The organism is Pseudomonas sp. Z18(2022) (genome assembly GCF_036346535.1).
In the GTDB taxonomy this organism is placed as follows: Bacteria; Pseudomonadota; Gammaproteobacteria; order Pseudomonadales; family Pseudomonadaceae; genus Aquipseudomonas; species Aquipseudomonas yamanorum_A.
The window spans coordinates 1-25,778 of record NZ_JAOTOA010000026.1 but is presented as its reverse complement, the minus strand read 5'-3'; the positions used below and the strand labels follow the sequence as shown (position 1 = coordinate 25,778).

15 protein-coding genes and 2 riboswitches are annotated in these 25,778 nt (G+C 63.0%); of the genes, 8 read left to right on the top strand and 7 right to left on the bottom strand.

Features of this window, described 5'->3' with window-relative positions:
- Window positions 1-6: 6 nt before the first annotated feature.
- Window positions 7-222 (bottom strand): DUF2970 domain-containing protein, encoded by a 216-nt coding sequence (locus V3W39_RS29635; protein ID WP_259197055.1) that lies wholly within the window; start codon window positions 220-222, stop codon window positions 7-9.
- A 148-nt stretch (window positions 223-370) separates the two neighbouring features.
- On the opposite strand from V3W39_RS29635, the gene V3W39_RS29630 reads away from it, so the two are divergent.
- Complete coding sequence (locus V3W39_RS29630; RefSeq protein ID WP_330213892.1) at window positions 371-7,369, top strand: NEL-type E3 ubiquitin ligase domain-containing protein; 6,999 nt, start codon at window positions 371-373, stop codon at window positions 7,367-7,369.
- Window positions 7,370-7,415: 46 nt separating this feature from the next.
- Here V3W39_RS29630 and metH read toward each other — a convergent pair whose 3' ends face one another.
- Window positions 7,416-11,126 (bottom strand): methionine synthase, encoded by a 3,711-nt coding sequence (gene metH, locus V3W39_RS29625; protein WP_177120764.1) that lies wholly within the window; start codon window positions 11,124-11,126, stop codon window positions 7,416-7,418.
- 166 nt (window positions 11,127-11,292) lie between these two features.
- Between metH and V3W39_RS29620 the strand changes: the two genes are divergently transcribed.
- Together V3W39_RS29620 and nfuA are read left to right on the top strand one after the other, a co-directional pair.
- Window positions 11,293-13,584 carry a fatty acid cis/trans isomerase gene (locus V3W39_RS29620; RefSeq protein ID WP_177048451.1) on the top strand — a complete coding sequence of 764 codons (2,292 nt, stop codon included), beginning with the start codon at window positions 11,293-11,295 and terminating at the stop codon, window positions 13,582-13,584.
- Window positions 13,585-13,678: 94 nt separating this feature from the next.
- Complete coding sequence (nfuA, locus tag V3W39_RS29615) at window positions 13,679-14,263, top strand: Fe-S biogenesis protein NfuA (RefSeq protein WP_003210817.1); 585 nt, start codon at window positions 13,679-13,681, stop codon at window positions 14,261-14,263.
- A 205-nt stretch (window positions 14,264-14,468) separates the two neighbouring features.
- On the opposite strand, the gene cobM is transcribed toward nfuA, so the two are convergent.
- The 5 genes from cobM to fabF form a co-directional block, all read right to left on the bottom strand.
- Complete coding sequence (gene cobM, locus V3W39_RS29610) at window positions 14,469-15,215, bottom strand: precorrin-4 C(11)-methyltransferase (RefSeq protein WP_294736326.1); 747 nt, start codon at window positions 15,213-15,215, stop codon at window positions 14,469-14,471.
- An 83-nt stretch (window positions 15,216-15,298) separates the two neighbouring features.
- A complete protein-coding gene (locus tag V3W39_RS29605; protein WP_177115714.1) occupies window positions 15,299-15,691 on the bottom strand; it encodes a cobalamin biosynthesis protein in 393 nt (130 codons plus the stop codon).
- Window positions 15,688-16,386, bottom strand: a complete 699-nt coding sequence (locus V3W39_RS29600; protein WP_177079471.1) for a CbtA family protein — start codon at window positions 16,384-16,386, stop codon at window positions 15,688-15,690. The genes V3W39_RS29605 and V3W39_RS29600 overlap by 4 nt, the downstream gene beginning before the upstream one ends.
- A gap of 11 nt (window positions 16,387-16,397) precedes the next feature.
- On the bottom strand, window positions 16,398-16,586 hold the full coding sequence (locus V3W39_RS29595) for a CbtB domain-containing protein (RefSeq protein WP_177048458.1): 189 nt from the start codon (window positions 16,584-16,586) through the stop codon (window positions 16,398-16,400).
- Between the two features lie 97 nt (window positions 16,587-16,683).
- Window positions 16,684-16,901: riboswitch (cobalamin riboswitch) on the bottom strand.
- A gap of 36 nt (window positions 16,902-16,937) precedes the next feature.
- The gene (gene fabF / locus V3W39_RS29590) at window positions 16,938-18,206 is read right to left on the bottom strand and encodes a beta-ketoacyl-ACP synthase II (RefSeq protein WP_330213891.1); all 1,269 of its coding nucleotides are present in this window, start codon (window positions 18,204-18,206) and stop codon (window positions 16,938-16,940) included.
- Between the two features lie 112 nt (window positions 18,207-18,318).
- Here fabF and V3W39_RS29585 point away from each other — a divergent pair, with 112 nt between their 5' ends.
- From V3W39_RS29585 to V3W39_RS29565, 5 genes are all read left to right on the top strand, one after another.
- A complete protein-coding gene (locus tag V3W39_RS29585; protein ID WP_177115713.1) occupies window positions 18,319-18,840 on the top strand; it encodes a winged helix-turn-helix transcriptional regulator in 522 nt (173 codons plus the stop codon).
- A riboswitch (cobalamin riboswitch) is annotated at window positions 18,837-19,038 on the top strand. It overlaps the preceding gene by 4 nt.
- A gap of 93 nt (window positions 19,039-19,131) precedes the next feature.
- Entirely contained in the window at window positions 19,132-20,196 is a 1,065-nt protein-coding gene (cobW, locus tag V3W39_RS29580) for a cobalamin biosynthesis protein CobW (RefSeq protein WP_330213890.1), read from the top strand.
- Between the two features lie 3 nt (window positions 20,197-20,199).
- The gene (gene cobN / locus V3W39_RS29575; protein WP_330213889.1) at window positions 20,200-23,973 is read left to right on the top strand and encodes a cobaltochelatase subunit CobN; all 3,774 of its coding nucleotides are present in this window, start codon (window positions 20,200-20,202) and stop codon (window positions 23,971-23,973) included.
- Window positions 23,973-24,971 (top strand): ATP-binding protein, encoded by a 999-nt coding sequence (locus tag V3W39_RS29570; RefSeq protein WP_330213888.1) that lies wholly within the window; start codon window positions 23,973-23,975, stop codon window positions 24,969-24,971. Before cobN ends, V3W39_RS29570 begins: the two co-directional genes overlap by 1 nt.
- 53 nt (window positions 24,972-25,024) lie before the next feature.
- Complete coding sequence (locus V3W39_RS29565; protein ID WP_330213906.1) at window positions 25,025-25,627, top strand: vWA domain-containing protein; 603 nt, start codon at window positions 25,025-25,027, stop codon at window positions 25,625-25,627.
- The last annotated feature ends 151 nt before the right edge of the window (window positions 25,628-25,778 follow it).

The window sequence follows — 25,778 nt, the reverse complement described above, 5'->3', positions numbered from 1 at the left end:
GCGCGTTCAAACGCCGGCCAAGTGCAATACCAACTGGACGATGCCAAACAGCGTCAAGGCAAAGATCGCGGTGAACAGAATGCCCAGCACCACAAAGTGACTGGGCTTGCCGTGGGTAAAGTCGCGGGCGCGGTTCTTCCCGCTTTGCACGCCGAAGGCCGCCGCCATGACGCTGTGGAGCATTTGCCAGAAGGTGGGTGGCTTGTTATTGGAGTCGTCCATATGGCCCTCAGCTCGTGGTGACAAGACCGATGCTCTCCACAGGATAGTCAAGTTCCGGCAAAACACCGGTCCATAGCTATCTACTGCCTTGGGTGGCAGCGCGCTCGTTGTACTGGGACTCCTCAACCCGAGTCTCCAGGAGTCACCCATGACCATTTCAACCCCCGCGCCGGAAGAGGGCCTGCACACAGCCCTGATCAAGCAACGTTTACCCTTGTGGGTGGCCCACAGTGCCGGCGCGGATATCCGCCGCCTGCGGGGCGGTTTGCTCCCCGGCCGCGTCCCTGCCGGCCCGCCCCCGGCGTGGCTGACGCATGCACCGGCGGCGTTGCGCGTGGCCCTGAGCCTCAGTGAGCAACGCAGTCATGCTTCCAACCTGGCACTGGCCAAGTGCATGAAACCGCTCAAGGGACCGACGGAATTTGCCGAGCCACTGTTGTTGAAAGCCTTGAGCGAACGCTTCGGGCAGGCCCCGGACGCCCATAAAAACGCACTGTTCTACCTGCGTTATCGCCAGGCCCCCGTGCAGCACACGCTGCTTCAGGCCGCGCTGTTGAACTTTGAGGGCAATGAAGATTTTTCCGAGGTGGCGTTGGGCGAAACCAGCGCCATTGCCCCCGTCGATGCGCTGGTGACCGATTACGGTGAGTTCAGTCGCGGAGGATGGCCGGCGCGCTATCGCTACACCGAAAAGCTGCCGATCCCGCCGCAGGACTTCTCGACCCTGTGCCGCACCCTGGACCTGGGCCGGCAATACCAGGAGCATCTGAAGCAGGTATTCGACGCCCCGGACACTGCACCTCAAGTGCGGGCCCGGATGATCCAGGCACAAAAGGACCTGCTGGCCGTGCGACTGCACACCGCGCGCATCAAGCAGGAGGTGAGCGAGTCATTCTACGCCGTGCTGCTCAAGCTGCTGGCCGGCACCGGCGGCCTCACACTGGACGATCGCCCCGTGGGCTACAGCCAACTCTCAGTGCTGGGCTGCCCTTTGGGGGAGGTGGTATTGATTGGCCCGGGCGTCGGGGTTGAGGGTGACGCCGCCAAAGCCTTGGGCTGGAGTGCGCTCCTGACACCGGTGGCAAGCGCGATCGACCTGCTGACAAGTCCCCCCACTTTCGGACGTTTTGTGGCCTGGATTCCCGGAGCACCGCTGTACCCGCTCAAGGAATACCCATCAATGCAGGCGTTTGAAAAGGACCTGGCAATCAACTTGCGCTCATCGGGTTATCAACGCTTGTTGGCCAGCCGCGTACCGCAAGGTGATGCGCCGGCCTTTCTGAAACGCCTGAAAGACAGGCTCCATACCTATCAATGGAATGCCACCAAAGGCTTGTATGAACAGGTCTACGACCAACAGATCAGCTTGAACCTGCGGCAAACACCCATCAGCGGCGAGCTGTTTGGCGACCTCTACGAAAAGCACGTCCAGCGCCTCAAGGACGATGCCCTCAAGCTCGCGGTACCGACCGCTGACGCAGACCGCAAGGCGGCCCAGGAACGTCATGAGCATTGGTTGAGCCTCGGCATGAATCTGTTGAACGTGGCGGCGTTCTTCGTACCGGGGTTGGGCGAGGTGATGCTGGCTGTCACCGCCATTCAGTTGGGGCTGGAGGTGTACCACGGCATCGAATCGTGGAAAGAGGGCGACCTGGACGCGGCCTGGGGCCATCTGGAGTCGGTGGCGCTGAATGTGGCCTTCATGGCAACGCTGGGGACGGCAGGTGCGCTGGCCGCCCGCAAGCCGGTGATCCAGGTCTCGAAATGGGTGGACGGCCTGGTGCCGGTCAAGTTGCCCAGCGGTGAAGCCCGGTTGTGGAAGCCCGATCTGGAGCCCTATCGCAGTGACGTGGTACTGGACCCGGACCTCCTGCCCAATGCCCAGGGCCAGTACGAGGTGGAGGGCAAGATCTACGTGCGTATCGGTGATGGTGTGTACGAAAAGGGTTTTGATACCCAACTGAAAAAATGGCGGATCAAACACCCGAACGATCCCGACGCCTACCAACCGGAGTTGCACAGTAACCACGCCGGGGCCTGGCGCGCAGTGCATGAGCGGCCAAGGGACTGGGAGCGCCTGACCCTGCTGCGACGCCTGGGGCACGACACCCAGGGTTTCTCCGACGAAACCCTGGCGACCATTGGCGATATCAGCGGTGTGTCCGACGAGGCATTGCGCAAGATCCATATCGATGGTTTGCCCTTGCCGGCGCCACTGGCCGATACCTTGAGGCAGTTCAGGGTCGACCAGGAAGTGGATGAACTGGTCGCCCGGATTCGCAGTGGCGCCGGGCCGGGCCGGCACTACGAACATGTCCTGCCACTGGTGGTCGAATTGCCGCGCTGGCCGGTGGGCCGGGTACTGGAAGTGTTCGAGGGGCCGGAGCCCTGGGGACGCTCCCGGGTGTATGGCAGCCGTGCATCGGCGGCGGATGTGCGGGCCTCGATCAAGATTACCCGGGGTGAGCTGCGCAAAGGCAAGCTGCCTCAACACGTGTTGGCTGATCTTGGCGAGGATGAAACGGCTGAACTGTTGGGCAGCCAGGCGAACGCTACGAGCGGGAGCAAAGAACAGGCCTTCAACGGACGCCTGGCGGATTTTGCGCAGAAGCGCAAAAAGGCTTTGTTCGATAGCCTGTCCCGTCCCACGCAAGCCGGTCTGCCCGATAGTGAGTGGCTTGCACGCCGGTTTCCCATGTTGTCCAGGGACGCGATGGCCGAGGTGTTGGCCCAGGCCAGCGAGCAGGATCGCCTGCAAATCCGCACTCAGGGCCGGGTGCCGGCGCGGCTGGACAACCTCGCGCGTGGCGTAGCCCAGCAAGTACGCCTGAGCCGGGCCATTGCCGGTATGCAGCGTGAGGCGCTGGCCGGTGCAGACAGTGACCGGCTGGCGCTGCACAGCCTGGAAAATTTGCCGGGATGGCCGGGGAACCTGCGGCTGGAGGTGCGCGCCGACAGCATCGGGGGGCGGGTGCTGGACAGCATCGGCCCGGACTCGGCGCCCGTGCGCAGGTACCTGGTCAAGGACGGCGATACCTTTCAGGCCTGCGACGCGAACGGCGCAGAGCTTAACGGCAAGGTGCCCGGTAGCCGTAACTGGTTTCAATCAATCATGCACGCATTACCTGATGCCGCACGGCGAGAGCTGGGTGTGCCGCTGGTGAGCCAGGATGCCGAGCTGCAACGGCTACTGGCACAGCATGGGCTGAGTCATCGCAAGCAAATGAGCGAATTTCTCAAGCAGCGGATCGCTCGCTTCAGACCCAAATGGCGCCTGCCGGGCGGGCGCCCGGGCTATGCAATGACGGGCCGTGGTGACGCCTTTGCCGCTGACGCATCACTGGTCGCCAGGGTCTGTGACCTGTATCCCGACCTCAGCGACGAACAGGCCGGCCGTTTTGTACTGGGGCGCCTGAGAGACGGCGACACGACACAGCAGGTGTTCCACCTGTTGACCACTCGCCAGCGTGAACTTGACGGCCTGCGGGCGACCCTGGATGAGTGGGCGCGGGCGGTGGGCGAGCCGCAGTATCTGGCCGCCAGGCGCAGGCAATTGGCCGAGGACCTTATCGCGTGCTGGCGGCAAAATCTGTATCGCGGGATTCGCCCCCATGCCCGGTTGAACCTGCAGTGGGAAATCCGCTTGCCGACCTTGCAGGCAGACTTTTCCCATGTGTACGCCTTGCGCCTGCCAGGCCCTGCGATTCTCGGTGAAAACGGCAGCGCACTGTTCCAGCAATTTCCAGGGCTACAGCAACTGGACTTCTATGTGGCGCAGGCCGAGCTGGGCGCGGTGGGTGAGCGCTTGCGCAATTTGCCGAACATCACCCGTTTGTCGATTGATGGGGACGCGCTGAATTTTGCCAACGGGCTAGAACCGGTACTCAATGGCATGCCGCAACTGGAGACGCTGAGTCTCTGTGGCGCCCTGGAGAGCCTGGACGTGAGCAGCCTGCCAAACCTGGAGACGCTGCACGTTTCCGGTTCCCTGGCGACCTTTCCCGAAGGGCTCGCGGGTCTGGAGCGGCTGGTGCGGACGTATCTGTCGGGCACCCGCATCAACAGGTTGCCCGAGGCCTTGTTTCAAGGATCGGAACGTGTCTGGCGGGGGTTGCATCTGAACTGGCCAACCTTTGAAACCGAGGACTTCCTGCGGGTGTTTGACTACCTGCACGACCATCCGGCGCATCTGGTGGATGAAGAGCGCTTGGCACAGGATTATGGCGAGGGCAGTCTTCGGGCGTTGAGGTCCGGCGGGGTGTCGTCGTTCCAGGATATGACGGCAGCGTTCAAGGGGTTGGGGGTGTCGCCACGTGAGCGGGTGCTAGGGGTCAATGCATTACGTAACGAGCACACTGCGCTGGTTGACGAACTGGAGGCTTGGAAGATCCGTGAGTTGCGGGTCGACCGCCGACAAGTGGACTTTTTTTACCGTCAGCGAGCGGCGGAAAATCTGTTGGAGTCCTGGCGCGAAGGGCTCGACCGGCGCACGGGGAGTGATGCCCAGCCAGGCCCGTCGTCGGCGATCAATCCGCGGGTTAGCAGGCTGGATTTGTCGGGAGGCGTGCTGGGGGATTTTCCGCGTTTGCCAACGCAAGGCTTCGCCCATGTGCAGGGTTTGAGCCTGGACGGTGTACGTGCCTCCGTCGAGGCGCTGGACGGTGTGCTGGCGCGTTTTACGCAGCTCAACCGGCTGAGCCTGAGGCGCAATAATTTGGCGACCTTGCCGGCAAGGCTGACAGAACTGCGCGGGCTTGAGCACCTGGACCTTACCCATAACCAACTGATCCTGACCCCGGTCATGCAACAGCAGTTGAGCGGCCTGGGCAGCCTTCAGGAGCTGAGCCTGGCGTACAACCGCGTTGGTCAACTGGACGTAAGGGGCCTGACTCAGTTGCGCGGTTTGGACTTGAGCCACACCGGTATCACGGCCTGGCCCACCGGAGTGCTGGACTTGCCTCACCTGCGCCGGCTGGACATGAGCCACAGCGCGATTACCGAAGTGCCCGGCGCGGCGCTCGTCGGGCATGATCCATTGATGCGCAACACCAACCTGCGAGGGTGTCGCCTGAGGCCCCAGGCGCTTGCCGACCTGCAAGGTTTTAGCCCGCGGTCTTCGTCCACGGTGCTTACCGAGCTGCAACGCCGCCTGGCCGAGCGCCCGGAGAATGATTCAGTCCTGGGCATTCCTCGTCACTTGCTTGCAGAGGGCCGTACCGGTGGCGACCCTGAATATTTTCCGTTGGAGGTGAGGGACAATCCCGACCTGCTGATAGCACTGCCCCTGGATTCGCCGGGTGGCGAGGCGTCGTTGACGGCGGCGGTCAGGATGCAACGACTCGATCCGACCTTGAGCGATGCACGAGCCGTACAGCGCATTGCAGACCTCAGCGCATCGGGGCTGAGCAGCCTCGACCTCGAGGCCCGGTTGACGCAGTGGAGCGCGCAGCATCAGGCGCTCGTCAGGCAATTGAATGACTGGATCGATATTCGCGCCTATCGCGAGGGCGGCGGTTGGGTGAGCCCCGTTGACCGGCGACGAGCGGCGGACCGGCTGCTGGACAGCTGGCGGTACAACCTGCGCACCGAGCCTGAAACCGGGCGCCAGTTGCTGGACTTGTCCGACCTGTACCTTGGGGATCTTCCGCCGGTGGCGCCGCACTTCGCGCATGTCACGACGCTGAACCTGAGCGCGGTGAAACTCACGGAGCAGGGTTCCAACGGGTTTCTGCGCGCATTTCCCCAGCTCCGCAGCCTGATCCTCAGCCACAATGGCCTTGGCCGCTTGCCGGAGGCGGTCAGCGAGTTGTCGGCACTGACCCGGCTGGAGGCTGGCCACAATAACGTGCGGGGCCTTGCCGAGCTGCAGGCGACGCTCAATGAATTGCCGGCCCTGGAGTGGCTGGACCTGAGCGCAAACTCCCTCAGCGGCCTGGACATCTCCCGGCTGCCACAGCTGGAAACCCTCGACCTGCATGGCAACATCCTGGTGGACTGGCCGGTGGGCGTATTGGAGGCCCCGCGCCTGCGCAGCCTCAACCTGAGTAACAATCAGATCGAGAGCGTGCCCGCCGATGCCTGGTATCCCGAACACCTGGCCTTGATGGCGGGGATCAACCTGTCGGATAACCTGCTGCTGGAAGGTGACCTTCGGGTACTGCACGACTATTTGCTCGACACCGGCCACGGCCTGGGGTTTACCGAGGAAGAGATCGACCGCTTGCTGGATGGCTATGAAAACGATGATGAAGCCAATGGCAATGGCCCCGATGACGAGGCACACCCGGAGCGGCAGACGCCGCAGGAGCAGAAAGACCAGTGGTTTAACGGCGTGCCTGCCGAGTCGGAAAAACATGCCATCTGGGATGAGCTCAAGGCCGCCGAGGGCAGCGCCGACTTTTTCCAGATCATTTCTCAGCTCAGACACGCCAAGGACTACGAGGTAGACCGTGCCGAGCTTACCCGGCGGGTGTGGGACGTGTTGGAGGGCGCGCATGCACAGCCCGACTTGAGAGACGCGTTGTTTCTCCGGGCGCGCGCCTCGATCGAACAGGTGACCTGTGGTGATGGCTGGATCTTGTTGTTCAGCGATCTTGAAGTGAGGGCTTATGAGTTCAAGGTGCTCCAGACGGTTTCCCCTGGGCAGGAAGGCCTCGGCCTTTTCAGGCTGGCCAGAAGCATTATTCGTCTGGAAGAAGTCGAAGCCACGGCGGAGACCGCCATCAGGCAGCACCCGGGTATCGACCAGGCGGAAGTGCGCCTGGCCTATCGCATCCGGTTGGCGCAACGGCTGGAACTGCCCCGGCAGCCGTCCACCATGATTTACGAAAACTTTTCCGGAGTGACACCCGCGGACATTGACAGCGCCTACACCCGCATCATCGCCAGTGAAAACACGCCCGCGTTCACCGACAAGTTGGTGACCCGTGACTATTGGGTGGATTACCTGAAGCGGCAGTACCCCGCCGAGTTTTCAGCGATGGCCAGCGGGCATGCTGCGAGAGTTGACGCACTCGAAGCGCAGCATTCGGACCTTAATCCGGCGTATCTGGCAGCCTCGGTGGCCTTGGACACACAGCGAATCCAAGAGGAGAAGGCGCTGGCGCTGCAATTGACGGCGCGCGAGCGCACGGCGATGGGTCTGTAAACCTGAAGGGGGCCGGGGGCGGCAGGGCGCCGTCCCCGAGTGTCGATCAGTTGTCGTAACCCAGGTTTGGCGCGAGCCAGCGTTCGGTCACGCTCAGGTCCTGATCCTTGCGGGCGGTGTAGCTCGCCACCTGGTCCTTGTCGATCTTGCCCACGGCAAAGTACTGCGCCTGTGGGTGAGCGAAGTACCAACCGCTGACCGCCGCTGCCGGGAACATCGCGTAGTGCTCGGTGAGGAACACGCCGCTGCGGCCGGCCTGCATCTCGCGGGCTTCAGGGTCCAGCAGTTGGAACAACTGGGCTTTCTCGGTGTGATCCGGGCACGCCGGGTAGCCCGGGGCAGGGCGGATACCGCTGTACTGTTCCTTGATCAGCGCTTCGTTATCCAGCACTTCGTCCTTGGCGTAACCCCAGTGCTCTTTACGCACCTGCTGGTGCAGCCACTCGGCGCAGGCTTCGGCCAGGCGGTCGGCCAGGGCCTTGACCATGATCGAGTTATAGTCGTCGCCAGCGTCCTGGTAAGCCTTGGCGACCTCTTCGGCGCCGATGCCGGCGGTGGTGATGAAGCCACCGATGTAGTCGGTCACGCCGCTGTCCTTGGGCGCCACGAAGTCGGCCAGGGAGAAGTTCGGCTTGCCGTCGGTCTTGATGATCTGCTGGCGCAGGTGGTGCAGTTTGGCAATCGGCTGGCCGTCGTCGCCGTAGACTTCCAGGTCATCGTCCTGCACCTGGTTGGTCGGCCAGAAGCCGAACACCGCGCGGGCGCTGATGAGTTTTTCGTCGATCAGCTTCTTGAGCATTTCCCGGGCATCGGCGTACAGCGCGGTGGCGGCTTCGCCCACCACTTCATCGGTGAGGATGCGCGGGAATTTGCCGGCCAGGTCCCAGGAGATAAAGAACGGCGTCCAGTCGATGTACTCGGCCAAAACGTTCAGGTCGATATTGTCCAGCACCTTGGAGCCGGTAAACGTCGGCTTGACCGGAGCGTAGGTGCTCCAGTCGAACTGCGGCTTCTTGGCAATCGCGGCCGGGTAGCTCAGGCGTTCGGTGCGGGCGCTGCGGTTGGAGGTGCGCTCGCGTACGTCGATGTATTCCAGGCGGGTTTTTTCAACGAACGCGGGCTTCAATTCCTTGGACAGCAACTGCGTCGCCACGCCCACGGCGCGGGAGGCGTCGGTGACGTAGATCACCGCGTCATTGCTGTACTTGGGCTCGATCTTCACCGCCGTGTGAGCCTTGGAGGTAGTAGCGCCGCCGATCATCAGTGGCAGGTGGAAATCCTGGCGCTGCATCTCGCGCGCTACGTGCACCATCTCGTCCAGGGACGGGGTGATCAGGCCGGACAGCCCGATAATGTCGCACTTCTGTTCCTTGGCCACCTGCAGGATTTTCTCGGCCGGCACCATCACGCCCAGGTCGACAATGTCATAGCCGTTGCAACCCAGCACCACGCCGACAATGTTCTTGCCGATGTCGTGCACGTCGCCTTTTACCGTAGCCATCAGGATCTTGCCCTTGGCTTCCGGCTTGTCACCTTTTTCCAGCTCGATGAACGGGATCAAGTGGGCCACGGCCTGTTTCATCACCCGGGCGGATTTCACCACCTGGGGCAGGAACATTTTGCCGGCGCCGAACAGGTCGCCGACGATGTTCATGCCGGACATCAGCGGGCCTTCGATCACTTCGATCGGGCGCGCGAACGACTGCCGGGATTCCTCGGTGTCTTCGACGATGTGGGTGGTGATGCCCTTGACCAGCGCGTGTTCCAGGCGCTTGTTCACCGGCCAGCCACGCCATTCTTCGGTCTCGGCTTCCTTGACGCTGCCGTCGCCCTTGTACTTGTCGGCAATGGCGAGGAGGGCGTCGGTGCCTTCCGGGGTGCGGTTGAGCACCACGTCTTCCACGGCGTCCCGCAGTTCGGCCGGGATCTGGTCGTAGATTTCCAGTTGGCCGGCGTTGACGATACCCATGCTCAGGCCGTTGCGGATCGCATACAGCAGGAACACCGAGTGGATCGCCTCACGCACCGGGTTGTTGCCGCGGAACGAGAACGACACGTTGGACACGCCGCCCGAGGTCAGCGCATACGGCAGCTCGTCGCGGATGTAGGCGCAGGCGTTGATGAAGTCGACGGCGTAGTTGTTGTGCTCCTCAATACCGGTGGCCACCGCGAAGATGTTCGGGTCGAAGATGATGTCTTCCGGCGGGAAGCCGACTTCATTCACCAGGATGTCGTAGGAGCGTTTGCAGATTTCTTTCTTGCGCGCTTCGGTGTCGGCCTGGCCGGCCTCGTCGAACGCCATCACCACCACCGCCGCGCCATAGCGCTTGCACAGCTTGGCGTGGTGAATGAACTGCTCCACGCCTTCCTTCATGCTGATGGAGTTGACGATGCCCTTGCCCTGGATGCATTTCAGGCCGGCTTCGATCACTTCCCACTTGGAGGAGTCGATCATGATCGGGACGCGGGAGATGTCCGGCTCGCCGGCAATCAGGTTGAGGAAGGTCACCATCGCCTTCTTCGAGTCCAGCATGCCCTCGTCCATGTTGATGTCGATCACCTGGGCGCCGGCTTCCACCTGCTGCAGGGCGACTTCCAGGGCTTCGGTGTAGTTGTCTTCGCGGATCAGGCGAGCGAAGCGGGCGGAGCCGGTGATGTTGGTGCGTTCGCCGACGTTGACGAACAGCGAGCTGCGATCAATCGTGAACGGTTCCAGGCCCGACAGGCGGCAAGCCTTGGGGATGTCCGGGATCGGGCGCGGCGCATAACCAGCCACAGCCTTGGCGATGGCTTCGATGTGGCCCGGGGTGGTGCCGCAGCAGCCGCCGACGATGTTGAGGAAGCCGCTCTGGGCGAACTCTTCGATGACCTTGGCGGTTTCCGACGGCAGTTCGTCGTACTCGCCGAACTCGTTGGGCAGGCCGGCGTTCGGGTGCGCGGAAACGTGGGTGTTGGCCTTGTTCGACAACTCTTCCAGGTACGGGCGCAGCTCGCTGGCGCCCAGGGCGCAGTTGAGGCCCACGGACAGCGGCTTGGCGTGGCTGACCGAGTTCCAGAACGCTTCGGTGGTCTGGCCCGACAGGGTACGGCCGGAGGCGTCGGTGATGGTGCCGGAGATCATGATCGGCAGTTCGACGTTCAACGCCTCGAACACGCCCTGCACCGCGAAGATCGCGGCCTTGGCGTTGAGGGTGTCGAAAATGGTTTCGATCAGGATCAGGTCGGCGCCGCCTTCGATCAGGCCTTTGGTGGCCTCGGTGTAGTTTTCCACCAGTTCATCGAAGGTCACGTTGCGGTAGCCCGGGTTGTTCACATCGGGCGACAGCGAACAGGTACGGCTGGTAGGGCCGAGCACGCCGGCGACGAAACGCGGCTTGGCCGGGTTTTCCAGGGTCTTGGCGTCGGCGATCTTGCGCGCCAGGCGTGCGCCTTCTACGTTTAATTCGTAGGCCAGCTCTTCCATGCCGTAGTCGGCCATGGAAATGCGCGTGGCGTTGAAGGTGTTGGTTTCCAGGATGTCGGCGCCGGCATCCAGGTAGGCTTTTTCGATGCCGCCGATCACGTCCGGACGGGTGATCACCAGCAGGTCGTTATTGCCCTTGACGTCGCTCGGCCAGTCGGCGAAGCGTTTGCCACGGTAGTCTTGCTCTTCCAGTTTATAGCTCTGGATCATCGTGCCCATGCCGCCGTCGAGGATCAGGATGCGTTCCTTGAGGGCTTGGTGGAGGGCTTGCAGACGAGCGCTACGATCGGGCATGGGACTACTCTGGTCAGGTATTACGGAGGGCGAAGATCATAACAAACCTGTGCGCTTTTAGAGCATGTGCAGGTTTTGCATGAATATCGCTCATGTTGGTGAGCGCTGCAGGTCGGTAGAATTGCGTAGGATTTTTTACTGCACGCATTGAATCGGGACCGGGAACATGTCACTTCGCCTCATCGTCAGCGCCGCGTTTGCGCTGTTCGCCCTCACCGCACAGGCAGAAGGTCCCGCTCCGGCGATCTCTTATACCCGTGATATCCAGCCGATCTTCACCGAGAAATGTGTGGCCTGCCACGCCTGCTACGACTCGGCCTGCCAGCTCAACCTGGGCAGCGCCGAAGGGGCCGCACGTGGCGCGACCAAAGTGCCGGTGTACGACGGCGAACGTAGCCAGGCCAGCCAACCGACGCGCTTGTTCTATGACGCCTTTGGCAAGGCGGCCTGGCAGCAAAAGGGTTTCTACTCGGTGCTCGACGCCCAGGGCAGCCAGGCCGCACTGATGGCGCGGATGCTGGAGCTGGGGCATAACGCGCCCTTGCAGCCCAACGCCAAGCTGCCCGACGACATCGTGCTGGGCCTGAACCGCGAAAACACCTGCCCGATGCCGGGCGAGTTCAACGCCTACGCTGGCAGCCACCCCAAGGAAGGCATGCCGCTGGCGGTCACCGGCCTGACCGACCAGCAATACCAGACGTTGCAACGCTGGCTGGCCTCAGGTGCCCCGATCGACGAACAAGGCCTTGCGCCGAGCGCCAAGGAAGCCCTGCAGGTGCAGCAATGGGAAAACCTGTTCAACCAGCCCGGCGCCCGGGAAAGCCTGGTGGCGCGCTGGTTGTTCGAGCATCTGTTCCTGGCCCACATCTACTTTGAAGGTGGCGAACCGGGGCATTTCTTCCAGTGGGTACGTTCGCGTACACCCAGCGGCCAGCCGATCGACCTGATCAACACCCGCCGCCCCAACGACGACCCGGGCACCCAGATTTACTACCGCCTGTGGCCGGTGCAGGGCGTGATCGTGCATAAGACCCACATCACCTATCCGTTCAGTGCCGAGAAAATGGCCCGGATCAAGTCGCTGTTCTACACCGACGACTGGCAGGTGCACGCCTTGCCGGGTTACGGGCCGGGCCGCCGGGCCAACCCGTTCGAGACGTTTGAAGCGATTCCAGCCAAGGCGCGCTACCAGTTCATGCTGGATAACGCCGAATACTTCGTGCGCACCTTTATTCGCGGGCCGGTATGCCGGGGCCAAATCGCCACGGACGTGATCCGCGACAACTTCTGGACCCTGTTCCAGGATCCCGACCACGACCTGTACATCACCGATGCCCGTTACCGGGGCCAGGCCACGCCGTTGCTGGCGATGCCAGGGCAAATTGATGATGTGGGCAGCGTGCTCAGCCTCTGGATCAAATACCGCGACAAGCGCAATGAGTACGAAGCGCTTCGCCGTGACAGTTACGCCGACGTGCCGCCGCCAAGCTGGTCGAGCCTGTGGGCCGGCAATGACAACGCGCTGCTGACGATCTTTCGCCACTTTGACAGTGCGTCGGTGACCAAGGGCCTGATTGGCGAAGTGCCGCAGACGATGTGGCTGTTCGACTATCCGCTGCTGGAACGCACCTACTACCAGCTGGCAGTGAATTTCGACGTGTTCGGCAACGTTTCCCACCAAGCGCAGACGCGCCTGTATTTCGACCTGATCCGCAATGGCGCCGAGCAGAACTTCCTGCGCTTGATGCCGGCGGATTCCCGGGACGATTTCCTCGACGATTGGTACCAGAACAGCGGCAAGGTCAAGCTGTGGCTGGACTACGAGGCCATTGACGACGACAAACCCACCGGGCTCAAGCTCGATGAAAAAGACCCCAAGCGTGACTTTGCCAACCAGTTGCTGGCCCGTTACGGCGACTTGAATGCCAGCCCGGACCCGATCAACCGCTGCGTCAGCGCCTATTGCTCGCGCCCCGGTATCGACCCGGCGCTGCAGGACGCCGAACAGGCCCTGAGCCGCCTGACCAACCGCCCGGCGGCGGGGCTCAAGGTGATCGACCAGTTGCCGGAAGCGACCATGCTGCGCATCGAGACGCGTAGCGGCAAGCGTGAGATGTACAGCCTGTTGCGCAACCGCGCCCACAGCAACGTGGCGTTCATGCTGGGTGAGGCTTATCGCTATCAACCGGGCCTGGACACCGTGACCCTCTACCCCGGCGTGCTGAGCAGCTACCCGAACTTCATGTTCAACATCCCGGCGGAGCAGGTGCCGGCGTTTGTCGCCGCCATGGAGAATGCCAAGGACGCCAATCGTTTCGAGAAGATTGTCGACCGTTGGGGCATTCGCCGCAGTCACCCGTTGTTCTGGCAGTATTTTCACGACTTGTCGCAGTACATCCGCGAAACCACGCCGGTGGAAGAGGGTGTGCTGGATATGAACCGCTATGAAAACCTTTGAGCAGGGGCGAAAGTCTTTTCCGACAAAGTTACTAGGACTTTGTACCTCGGTAATAATTTGGCGTAAACTGCCGGCAAGCCTGTGAGGAGTTTCCATGACTGCCATAACCATTACCGACGCCGCCCACGATTACCTGGCTGACCTGCTGTCGAAGCAGAACACACCGGGTATCGGCATCCGCGTCTTTATCACCCAGCCCGGCACCCAGTACGCCGAGACCTGCATTGCCTACTGCAAGCCGGGTGAAGAGAAACCTGAAGATACGGCGCTGGGGCTGAAAAGCTTCACCGCGTATATCGATGCGTTCAGTGAAGCGTTCCTTGACGATGCGGTGGTTGATTACGCCACCGATCGCATGGGTGGCCAGCTGACCATCAAGGCGCCGAACGCCAAGGTGCCGAATGTCAATGCGGACAGCCCGATCAACGAGCGCATCAACTACTACCTGCAAACCGAGATCAACCCGGGGCTGGCCAGCCACGGCGGTCAGGTGAGCCTGATCGACGTAGTGGATGACGGGATTGCCGTGTTGAAGTTCGGTGGCGGTTGCCAGGGCTGCGGCCAGGCGGACGTGACCTTGCGTGAAGGCATCGAGCGCACCTTGCTGGAGCGTGTTCCGGAGCTCAAGGGTGTGCGTGACGTGACTGACCATACGCAGAAAGAAAACGCTTACTACTAAGGCGTTCGCTGCGGACATAAAAAACGGCGCCCCGTGAGCGCCGTTTTTTTATGCTTTTTATTCAGTGGTTTGCACGTAAATCATGACAGTTTACATTAAGTGTGGGAGCTGGCTTGCCTGCGATAGCGGTGGGTCAATGTCGGATGCTTTGGCTGACACACTGCTATCGCAGGCAAGCCAGCTCCCACATTTTTACTGTGTTTCTTCAGGGGCGGTAGAGGTGGGCGTGGCCCGCTCGATACAGTGAGGATTCGCTGAAACTGTCACTCGCCAACACCCGGCCCACCAAAATCAGCGCGGTACGCCGAAAGCCCTTGGCCGCTACCTTCCCGGCAATATCCGCCAGGGTACCCACCGCCCAATCCTGATCCGGCCAGGTCGCCCGATGCACCACGGCAATCGGGCAGTCCGCGCCATAGTGAGGCAACAACTCGGCCACGATCTTCTCCAGATGATTCACCCCCAGGTGAATCGCCATGGTCGTGCCATGCTGCGCCAGGCTGCTGAACGCCTCGCCCTCGGGCATCGCCGTCTTGTCGGCATAACGCGTCAGAATCACGCTTTGGGCAATGTCCGGCAGGGTCAGTTCAGCCTCCAGCAACGCCGCACAGGCCGCTACGGCGGTGACGCCGGGAATGATCTGGAAAGGAATTCCCAGCTCCCGCAACAGGCGAATCTGCTCGCCAATCGCGCCATACAAACTCGGGTCCCCGGAATGCACGCGCGCCACGTCCTGGCCTTTCCCGTGGGCGGTCTTGATCAGCTCGATGATCTGTTCCAGATGCAATTCAGCACTGTTGACCACCAACTCCGCCCGATGCCCCTCAAGCACCGCCGCCGGTACCAGCGAGCCGGCATAGATAATCACCGGGCAACTGCGAATCAGCCGCTGGCCCTTGACGGTAATCAGTTCCGGGTCGCCTGGGCCTGCGCCGATGAAAAAGACAGTCATGGATACATTCCTGTGAAAAAAAGCACGCGAGCAGGCCTTCAGATGAAGATTGCTCATGATCGAAGCTGATGATTATCGGGAATTCAGCCGGCGCAAGCCAATGCAAAGGTGGCCTGGGCGGTTTTTTTGCGCGTGATCAACAGCGTGGCAGGGCGCTGGGACAGGTGTTCAGCCAGGGCCAGGGCGGCACTTTCGGCGATGCCGTAGCAGCCGGTGTGGGTAAAAACGGTGTCTGACTTATGGCTCAGTCGATCTTCATAAGGCAGCAGTTGAGCCGTATTAAAAAACGTCAAAGGCAGCTTCAGAGCCTGGGACAGTGCGAGCAACCCCGGCTCATCCTGCTTGCGATCGATACTGGCCAATGCGCTGATGCGGTGGCGCTCAATGCCACCCTCGGTGAGGGCGGCATTGAACAGCTCAAGCAGGGCGTCGACAGGACAACCCCGCTGGCAACCCAGGCCAACCGCGAGGATCATGCAGAATACTGGCCATCACGGTTACGGCGGAACAACCAGGCACTGATCAGGCCCAGCGCCAGCCAGAAGGCCACGTTGGTCAGTTGCGAGGCGATCTTGAACTGAGCTTCCAGCGCCTCTGGCGCCAGCATCGAGTGGACTTCCGGCTGTGGCGCGCCAATCACGTGGGGCACCGCCAGGATCGCCGCGCCCAGCACTTTCAGCAGCCAATTGCGGCCGAACACGATCAGCGCGATACCGGCGGCGGTAGAGGCTGCGGTGCCGATCCACCAGATTTGTCGTTGTGCCAGGTCAGCAGCGGCAGTGCCCGGCAATTCAGGCGGCAAACCCAGGGTCGGCGCCAGCACGAACGTGGCGTAACCGGCCAGGCCCCACAGCAGACCTTGGGCCGTACGGGTCGGCGCACGCAGGGTGTACAGGCCGGCAAGCATCAGGGCAAAGCCCACTGCAACCACCAGGTTGCCGCCAGTGGTGGACAGCACACGCTGCCAGCCGTCTTCCGGCTCCCAGGCTTCTGCGTCGTGGGTGTGAGCGGCAGCCCCGGCATGCTCATGCACTTCGGTGGCGGCCGGGGCGTTTTCGAAGGTTTCCGCCTGCAAAATCAACGGAGCGACCCAGAAGCTTTGCAGTAGGGTCAGCAACAAGGCGGCCAAGAGACCGGTAAAACCTGCGGTTTGCGCAATACGCTTGATCATGTCGGCAGGTCTCAGTGGCACGGGAACGCGGCGCTGTGGCGGGTATCGTGGGCGGCGTTGTGCACCGCTTCGATATGCGAGAACCCGGCGAAATACACCAGGCACGCGCCGAGGATCGACGCGCCGATGGCGGCGGTCAGGCGTTGGCTCAGGGTGGCGGTGGTGCTGGCGGTAGAGGCGGTGCTGGTGATGATCGACATGGCGCGTCCCTTCTGGGTTTCAGGGTGACACGAGCGCATGAAAACCCCGCGAGCCAGGCACGCAGGGTTTTGAACAGCGCCCGCCCACCGCGGGTTTGTTATCTGATTTTTTCGGGCCGGTCTCCGGGCTTGCGAGGGGCATGTATAGCCTGAAAGCATCGCCTTCCCATGCCTTAACGACACAGTGGATCTGACACTTCGCTCGCTTACCGTTGCGGGGGCAGCACCGGACTCGTCATGCCCTTGAATAAAAGCATATGACTCACCGGTTTCCCGTTTCACCCTGTGAAGGGCACCCGAAACAAGATGTGTAGGAGAGCATGGCCGGGCGATGGGCGTCAAATCGCCGGTTTAACTCCAGCGTTTGAACAGCACGCTGGCATTCACGCCGCCAAACCCGAAACCATTGGAAATCGCGTATTCAATCGGCAACTGCCGGGCTGTGCCGCGAATCAGGTTCAGCCCGGCAGCGGCGGGGTCGGGGTTGTCCAGGTTGAGGGTGGCCGGGGTAATCTGGTCGCGCAAGGCAAGCACGGTGAAGATCGCCTCAATCCCGCCCGCCGCGCCCAGCAGGTGGCCGGTCGCCGATTTGGTGGCACTGATAGCGACAGTCGAGTCTGCTCCGAACAGCGTATTGATCGCTGCCAGCTCGCCGTTATCGCCCACCGGCGTGGAGGTGGCATGGGCGTTCAGGTGCTGGATCTGTGCCGGTGTGATCCCGGCCTGGGCAATCGCCAATTCCATCGCCCGTCGGGCACCCGAGCCATCTTCCGGCCCCGACGTCATATGATAAGCGTCTGCGCTGGTGCCATAACCCACCAACTCCGCAATCGGCGTCGCGCCCCGGGCCAGCGCATGCTCCAGTTCCTCGATCACCAATAAGCCGGCGCCTTCGCCCATTACAAACCCATCGCGGCCTTGATCGAACGGGCGCGAAGCGAGTGCCGGTGTGTCGTTGTAATCGCTGGACAGCGCACGCGCCGCGGCAAAACCGCCGAGGCTGACCCGGTGGATGCAGGCTTCGGCGCCGCCACATACGGCGATGTCGATTTCGCCGGCGCGGATCATCCGTGCGGCATCACCAATCGCTTGCACGCCGGCGGCGCAGGCGGTGACCGGGGAACCCAGCGGGCCTTTCAGATGATGCTGGATCGACACATGCCCGGCGGCCATGTTGCCGAGGAATGACGGAATCGTGAATGGCGACAGGCGGCGCGGCCCTTTGCTGTCCGCGGTGCGCACTGCCTCGGCAATCGCGGGGAAGCCACCCACGCCGGAGGCGATAATGGTTGCGGTGCGTTCTTGCTGCGCCGGGGTTTGCGGTGCCCAGCCGGCTTGCGCCAAGGCTTCCTGCGCAGCGGCGAGGGCAAACACGATGAACCGATCCATCTTGCGTTGCTCTTTGGCGGAGATCACGCTGTCGGGGTCGAAACCGGCGTGTGGGTCCTGATCACGGCCCAACACCTGGCCGCCAATGCTGATTGCCAGGTCCCCGACCAATTCCTCGGGCAGCCGGCGGATGCCGGACTCGCCGGCCAGCAAGCGTTTCCAGGTCTGTTCCACGCCGGTTGCCAGCGGGGTCACTGCACCCATGCCGGTCACAACAATTCGCTTATTCATGATCGCTTAGCTCCGCAATTTCAGTTTGGTAGCAATGCTGCGACGAAACTATCATTATGAAAGTAACATCGAACAGCTTAAATTTTCGGGGCCGCCCCACAGAGGAACTGCAATGCAACGTAAGTCGCTGGTGAATGCCGAATGCCCGGTAGCCCGTGGAGTGGAAAGGGTAGGCGAGTGGTGGAGCATCCTGATCATGCGCGATGCGCTGCAAGGCTTGCGGCGTTTTGACGAGTTCTCCCAGAGCCTGGAGATCGCCCCCAACATGCTCACGCGCCGGCTCAACAGCCTGGTGGAGGCGGGGTTGCTTGCGCGCCGGCAATACAGCGAGCGGCCGCCGCGTTTCGAGTACGTGCCGACGCCTATGGGCGAGGACTTCCGGGTGGTGATCATGGCGTTTATCGGCTGGGGCAACCGCCACTTCGCCACCGAAGGTGAAAGCCTGCAGTTGGTCGACCGGGAAACCCGGCGCCCAGTGGAAGTGGCCGTGGTGGAAGCCGGCAGCGGCGCGCGCGTGCCCGTCGAGCAATGCAGCGTGCAAGCCGGGCCGGCAGCGAGCGAGGGCATGCTGGAGCGCCTGGCGCTGCTTCGCGCCAAGCGCTCGGACATTGACCCGTCCCCGCGCACTGCGTAGCCTTGCACGTTCGAGGTTCTTCGGCCCAGGTCGAAGCTAAGAAGGGAACGCGGTCAATGCCGCGGCTGCCCCCGCAACTGTAAAGGGTTTATCTGACTGCCACGCCACTGCCTGAACAAGGCGGGAAGGCGCAGCCAGCGCCGGCTTCATCGCCGGCAAGCCCCAAGCCAGGAGACCTGCCTCGCAACCGATTTTCTACTTCAACCGGGCGGGGTGATCCGGTGGCGAATTCTGCTTCTGCGCACCCGCGCAGGGCCACTCGTCCCGTATGCCCGCCCCAAAGGGCATCCGATGAAAACACTGGCCAAACTCCCCGTCACCATCGTTACCGGCTTCCTCGGCTCGGGCAAGACCACCTTGCTGCGCCACATGCTGGACAACGCCCAGGGGCGCCGCATTGCAGTGATCGTCAACGAGTTCGGCGAGCTGGGCATTGACGGTGAAATCCTCAAGCAATGCTCCATCGGCTGCACCGAGGAAGAAGCCAACGGCCGCGTCTACGAGCTGGCCAACGGTTGCCTGTGCTGCACCGTCCAGGAGGAATTCTTCCCGGTGATGCGCGAACTGGTGGCGCGCCGCGGCGACCTCGACCATATCCTCATTGAAACCTCGGGCCTGGCCCTGCCAAAACCGTTGGTCCAGGCGTTCCAGTGGCCGGAAATCCGCAGTGCCTGCACCGTTGACGCGGTGATCACTGTGGTCGACAGCCCGGCCGTGGCCGCCGGCACCTTCGCCGCGTTCCCGGACCAGGTCGACGCCCAGCGCAAACTCGACCCGAACCTGGACCACGAATCCCCACTGCACGAGCTGTTCGCCGACCAGTTGGCCAGTGCCGACCTGGTGATCCTCAACAAGTGCGACCTGATCAGCCCTGAAGACCTGGCCCGTGTGCGCCTGGAAGTGGCCGAAGAGCTGCCGCCAGCGGTAAAAGTCATTGAAGCCAGCAGCGGTCGCCTGCCGCTGGACGTATTGATCGGCCTGGGCGCCGGCTCCGAAGAGCACATCGACGGCCGCCACAGCCACCACGATCATCACCATGAAGGTGAAGACGACGACCACGACCACGACGCCTTCGACTCCATCTCCATCGAACTGCCCCAGGCCGACGAAAGCCTGCTGCTCGACGCCCTGACCCAACTGGTGGTCCAGCACGGCATCCTGCGTGTCAAGGGTTTCGCCGCGATCCCCAACAAACCGATGCGCCTGCTGATCCAGGGTGTGGGCACGCGTTTCGACAAGCACTTCGACCGCGCCTGGCGCGCCGATGAGCCACGCGCCACGCACCTGGTGCTGATCGGCCAGGAACTGGACGCCGCCTTGCTCGAAGCGCAATTGCGCGCTGCCCTCAGCGTTTAACCCATGCACCTGCTCAGGACCCAGCCCGGCGGTTTCGTCTCGGATGACAACATTGCCGACCTTGGCCAAACCCCCGCCGAGCTGGTGATCCTGTGCAGCGGTGACTCGAGCCTGGCGCTGCTGGCCGAAGCGGCTCAGCAGTTGCCCGAGGATTACCCGAGCCTGCGCCTGGCCAACCCGATGCAGGTGCAGAACCATGCCTCGGTCGACCTGTATGTGGACGAGGTGCTGCGCCACGCCAAAGTCATCCTGATTTCGCTGCACGGCGGCATTGGTTATTGGCGGTACGGTATCGAGCGTCTGGTTGAACTGGCCGAGCGCGGTGTGCAGCTGATCCTGGTGCCGGGCGATGATCGCCCGGACCCGGAACTCAGCGGCCTGAGCACCGTGGGCGCCGAGGAACGTGACCGGCTCTGGCACTTCCTGCGCCAGGGCGGGTTGGGTAACGCGCTGGACTTTTATCGTTGCCTGGCGGCCGGCTACCTGGGTCGCGATTACGCCTGGGACGAACCGCAAACCCTGCCGCGTACCGCGATTTATCACCCGCACAAAGCCAATGCCCGTCTCAACGATTGGCAGGTGGACTGGCAACCTGGTTTTCCGGTGGCGGCGGTGCTGTTCTACCGCTCTCACTTGCAGGCGGCCAATACCGGCTTTATCGATGTTTTTTGCCAGCGCTTGCAGGCGGCGGGTCTTAATCCGTTGCCGATGGCGGTGGCCAGTCTGAAAGAGCCCGGCTGCCTGACGGTGGTCGAGGACCTGCTGGACGAAGTGCACGCCTCGGTGATTCTAAACACCACCGGCTTTGCCCAATCCAGCCCCGAAGCGCCGCACCTGCGGCCGTTTCGCCGCAACATTCCAGTGATTCAGGCGATTTGCGCCCAGGACAACGAGCCCGGCTGGCAGGCCAGCGAGCAAGGTCTCGGCCCACGGGACCTGGCGATGCACATTGCCTTGCCGGAGCTGGACGGGCGCATCATCAGCCGGCCCATCAGCTTCAAGGACCTGGCCTGGCGCAGCGAGCGCAGCCAGTCTGATGTGGTGTGCTATCGCGCGCAGCCGGAACGCATGGACTTTGTCGCCGAGCTGGCGCGGCGCTGGGTCGAACTGGCGCGGGTGCCCAATGGCGAAAAGCGCATTGCGCTGATCCTCGCCAACTACCCGACCCGGGACGGGCGTATCGGCAATGGTGTGGGGCTCGACACCCCGGCCGCCGCGTTGAATATCCTGCGGGCCTTGAAGACCGAAGGTTATCCGTTGCCGGACGTGCTGCCGCAGAGCGGCACGGCGTTGATCCAGGAACTGCTGGGCGGTGTCAGCAACGACCTCGACAGCCTCGACCTGCGCCCGTGCCACCAAAGCCTCGCGCTCGATGACTATGAAGCGATGTTCAACCGCTTGCCCGAGTCCAACCGCCAGGCGGTGTTGGCGCGCTGGGGCACGCCGCACACCGATCCGATGTTCCGCGACGGGCGCATGATGATCGCCGGCCTGCGCTTTGGCCTGACCTTCGTCGGCATCCAGCCGGCCCGGGGTTATCAGGTGGACGCCAGCGCCGTCTATCACGACCCGGACCTGGTGCCGCCCCACGGCTACCTGGCGTTCTACTTCTGGTTGCGCCAGACCTACGGTGCCCATGGCGTTATCCACGTCGGCAAGCACGGCAACCTGGAGTGGCTGCCGGGCAAGGGCGTCGGGCTTTCCGAGAACTGCTGGCCGGACGCACTGCTGGGTCCGCTGCCGAATATCTACCCGTTTATCGTCAACGACCCGGGCGAGGGTGCCCAGGCCAAGCGGCGCACCCAGGCGGTGATCATCGACCACTTGATGCCGCCGCTGACCCGCGCCGAGACCTACGGGCCGTTGCGCGACCTTGAATTACTGGCTGACGAATATTACGAAGCCCAATTGCTCGACCCACGGCGTGCCCGCGAGTTGCAGAAGGACATCCTCAAGCTGGTGCGCGAAACCCGCATCGACCAGGAACTGGCCCTCGACGAAAATCTCGACAGCGACGCCGACGCCGCGATCTGGTTGCCGCGCCTGGACACTTACCTGTGTGACTTGAAAGAGTCGCAGATTCGCGATGGCCTGCACATCTTTGGTGAGTCACCTGAAGGCCGCATGCGCATCGACACCTTGCTGGCGTTGTTGCGCATCCCCCGGGGTGATGGGCGCGGGCCGCAATCGAGCCTGCTGCGGGTATTGGCCAAGGCTTTTGAGCTGGGCTTCGACCCGCTGGATTGCGCCCTGGCCGAACCCTGGACCGGGCGCCGCCCCTTGGTAATGCAGAAGATTGACTCGCAGTTGTGGCGCACCGCGGGCGACACCCGCGAACGCCTCGAATTGTATGCCGCCCGCCTGATCGAGCAGGCGCTGGAAGGGCCGGTGGAACAGCTTGAAGAGCCGGGCTGGGAGGACGTGAAGTCGGTGATCGAGAGCCTGCGCATTGTCGTCGCGCCGCGCCTGGATGCCTGCGGCCCGGCGGAAATGCGCGGCTTGCTGGATGCCCTGAGCGGGCGTTTTGTGCCCGCCGGCCCTAGCGGTGCGCCGAGCCGAGGCCGCCTGGATGTGTTGCCGACCGGGCGGAATTTCTTCTCGGTGGATGTGCGCAACCTGCCGACCACCACGGCCTGGCGCATCGGTTTCCAGTCGGCGAACCTGATTCTGGAGCGTCACCTGCAAGACCACGGTGACCATCTGCGTCAGCTAGGCCTGTCGGTGTGGGGCACCGCCACCATGCGCACCGGCGGTGACGACATCGCCCAGGCCATGGCACTGATGGGCGTGCGCCCGGTGTGGGCCACGGGCAGCCAGCGGGTGGATGACTTTGAAATCCTGCCCATCAGCCTGCTGGACCGGCCGCGTGTGGACGTGACGTTGCGCGTGTCGGGGTTCTTCCGCGATGCGTTCGCCAACCTGATCCGTCTGTTCGACGCGGCGGTGCAGGCCGTGGCGGCGCTGGACGAACCGGATGACATGAACCCGCTGGCGGCCAAGGTGCGCAGCGAGCGTGAGGCGTTGCGCCTGTCGGGCCTGGACGAGGAAGCCGCGGCGAAGCAGGCCGGCTGGCGGATCTTCGGCGCCAAGCCCGGTGCCTACGGTGCCGGCGTGCAGGGCGCAATCGACGGGCGCCTCTGGCAGAGCCGCGAAGACCTGGCCGAGGTTTACCTGAACTGGGGCGGCTACGCCTATGGCGGCTCCGACGAAGGCACCGCCGCCCGCGAACAGTTTGCCCAGCGCTTGAGCCAGGTGCAGGCGGTGTTGCAGAACCAGGACAACCGCGAGCATGACTTGCTCGACTCCAATGATTACTACCAATTCCAGGGCGGCATGCTCGCCGCCGTGGAAACCCTGAGCGGCGACAAGGCCGCCAGCTATCATGGTGACCACAGCCAGCCGGACCTGCCGAAGGTGCGCACGCTGAAGGAGGAGTTGAACCGGGTGATCCGTGCCCGGGCGGCCAACCCGAAGTGGATCGAAGGGGTGAAGCGCCACGGCTATAAAGGCGCGTTCGAGATGGCGGCCACCGTGGACAATCTGTTCGCGTTCGACGCCACCACGGCGCTGATCGACGATCATCAGTACGCGTTGCTGGCCGACGCCTATTTGCTCGACCCGGACACCCGGGCGTTTGTGCAGCAGCACAACCCGGATGCCCTGCGGGACATGACCGAGCGCATGCTCGAAGCCCAGCAGCGCGGCATGTGGCAGGAGCCCGGGGCGTACCGCGAGGCGTTGGAAAACCTGTTGTTGGATATAGAAGAAGGCAGTTGATGACCGACCTCCCGCATTTCCCGCTGTCCGCCGTAGTCGGTGCCGATGACCTGAAACTGGCCCTGTGCCTGACCGCCATCGACCCGAAGATCGGCGGCGTGCTGATCGAAGGTCCGCGTGGCATGGCCAAGTCCACCCTGGCCCGTGGCCTGGCGGACCTGCTCGCCAGCGGCCAGTTCGTCACGCTGCCCTTGGGCGCTACCGAGGAACGCCTGGTGGGCACGCTGGATCTGGACGCGGCGCTCGGTGACGGTCGCGCCCAGTTTTCCCCGGGCGTGCTGGCCAAGGCCGACGGCGGCGTGCTCTACGTGGATGAAGTCAACCTGCTGCCCGACCATCTGGTGGACCTGCTGCTGGACGTGGCCGCCAGCGGCACCAACCTGATCGAGCGCGACGGGATTTCCCACCGGCATTCGGCGCGTTTCGTGCTGATCGGCACCATGAACCCGGAAGAGGGCGAGTTGCGCCCGCAATTGCTCGACCGCTTTGGCTTCAACGTGGCACTGAGCGGGCACACCCAGCCGGCCGAACGTGGGCAGATCATCCGTCGCCGGCTGGATTTTGACAGCGACCCCCAGGGTTTCTGTGGGCAATGGGCCGATCAGCAGGCCGCGTTGCGCGAGCGCTGCACCCAGGCGCGGGCGCACTTGGAGAGCATCCCGCTGGATGACCACGCGCTGGCGCAGATTACCGAACGCTGCTTTGCCGCTGGCGTGGACGGCTTGCGCGCAGACCTGGTCTGGCTGCGTGGCGCCCGTGCCCATGCGGCCTGGCGGGGGGCGACGGTCATCGGCGACGAAGATATCGAAGCCGTTGCGGAATTCGCCCTGCGCCACCGTCGCCAGGAGCAATCGTCACCTTCGACGCCGCCCGCTGGCGGTCAATCACCCAAGCCCGATGATTCGCCGGAAGGCCAGGGCCAATGGGGCGACATGCCCGCACCTGCCTTGCCGATAGGCGCTCGCCGAGATGTGCCCACCTGGCCAAAAAAGCCCTAGGCATCCGCCCCAAACCTGACGCGGGGGCGGATGCACGGCCCAAGGCGGGTCGACTGAACAAGGGCCGGCGAGGGCGGGCGCGCAGCGCGACCGAAGGTTCGATCAACTGGCCGGGCACCCTGCTCGGCGGGCGGCCGCAACGCCGTGAAGACGTGCTGTACCAACTGCGCAGCCGCACGCCCCATGAACTGTGGCTGGTGATTGTCGATGCGTCGGCCTCCACCCGGCGGCATCAGGCGTTGACGGATGCCAAAGGGTTGCTCGCCCAACTGTTTGACGACGCCTATCGGCAGCGGGCGCGCATGGCGTTGCTCACCGCGAGCGGGCAATCGCCGAAATGGCAGGTGCAGGGATTAAAGGCGGCTAAGGGGCTTGGTCATTGGCTTGACGGGCTCGGTGCAGGCGGCGGTACGCCCTTGTTGGCGGCGCTGACAGAGGCAGGCCATTGGCTGGTGGCCCGGCGCAAGCGGTATCCGGCGGAGCAGCAGCGTTTGCTGGTGGTCACGGATGGGCGGCTGAAGGATGTGGCGGGGTTGCCGCAACTGGACTGCCCGGGCTTGCTGGTGGATATCGAGCGTGGGCCGATTCGGTTGGGGAGGGCAAAAGAGCTGGCGACCGGATTGCGGGTGGACTACTGGCACATTGATAACTTGTAAAAAGTCGAAACGGGAAGCGCCTTGCTTGTAAAGAGGAATCTTCTGACATTATTCACCGATAGCAAATCTTTACTCTCTGGCCTCTCGCAAAGTCCAGGGATGAAAAGGCATGACCTCCAGCGCATCACCCTTCCCGTTTTTCGACCACAGT

Coding starts and splice junctions, on each gene's coding strand:
- V3W39_RS29635 (WP_259197055.1), bottom strand. CDS start 222: ATGGACGACTCCAATAACAAGCCACCCACCTTCTGGCAAATGCTCCAC.
- V3W39_RS29630 (WP_330213892.1), top strand. CDS start 371: ATGACCATTTCAACCCCCGCGCCGGAAGAGGGCCTGCACACAGCCCTG.
- metH (WP_177120764.1), bottom strand. CDS start 11,126: ATGCCCGATCGTAGCGCTCGTCTGCAAGCCCTCCACCAAGCCCTCAAG.
- V3W39_RS29620 (WP_177048451.1), top strand. CDS start 11,293: ATGTCACTTCGCCTCATCGTCAGCGCCGCGTTTGCGCTGTTCGCCCTC.
- nfuA (WP_003210817.1), top strand. CDS start 13,679: ATGACTGCCATAACCATTACCGACGCCGCCCACGATTACCTGGCTGAC.
- cobM (WP_294736326.1), bottom strand. CDS start 15,215: ATGACTGTCTTTTTCATCGGCGCAGGCCCAGGCGACCCGGAACTGATT.
- V3W39_RS29605 (WP_177115714.1), bottom strand. CDS start 15,691: ATGATCCTCGCGGTTGGCCTGGGTTGCCAGCGGGGTTGTCCTGTCGAC.
- V3W39_RS29600 (WP_177079471.1), bottom strand. CDS start 16,386: ATGATCAAGCGTATTGCGCAAACCGCAGGTTTTACCGGTCTCTTGGCC.
- V3W39_RS29595 (WP_177048458.1), bottom strand. CDS start 16,586: ATGTCGATCATCACCAGCACCGCCTCTACCGCCAGCACCACCGCCACC.
- fabF (WP_330213891.1), bottom strand. CDS start 18,206: ATGAATAAGCGAATTGTTGTGACCGGCATGGGTGCAGTGACCCCGCTG.
- V3W39_RS29585 (WP_177115713.1), top strand. CDS start 18,319: ATGCAACGTAAGTCGCTGGTGAATGCCGAATGCCCGGTAGCCCGTGGA.
- cobW (WP_330213890.1), top strand. CDS start 19,132: ATGAAAACACTGGCCAAACTCCCCGTCACCATCGTTACCGGCTTCCTC.
- cobN (WP_330213889.1), top strand. CDS start 20,200: ATGCACCTGCTCAGGACCCAGCCCGGCGGTTTCGTCTCGGATGACAAC.
- V3W39_RS29570 (WP_330213888.1), top strand. CDS start 23,973: ATGACCGACCTCCCGCATTTCCCGCTGTCCGCCGTAGTCGGTGCCGAT.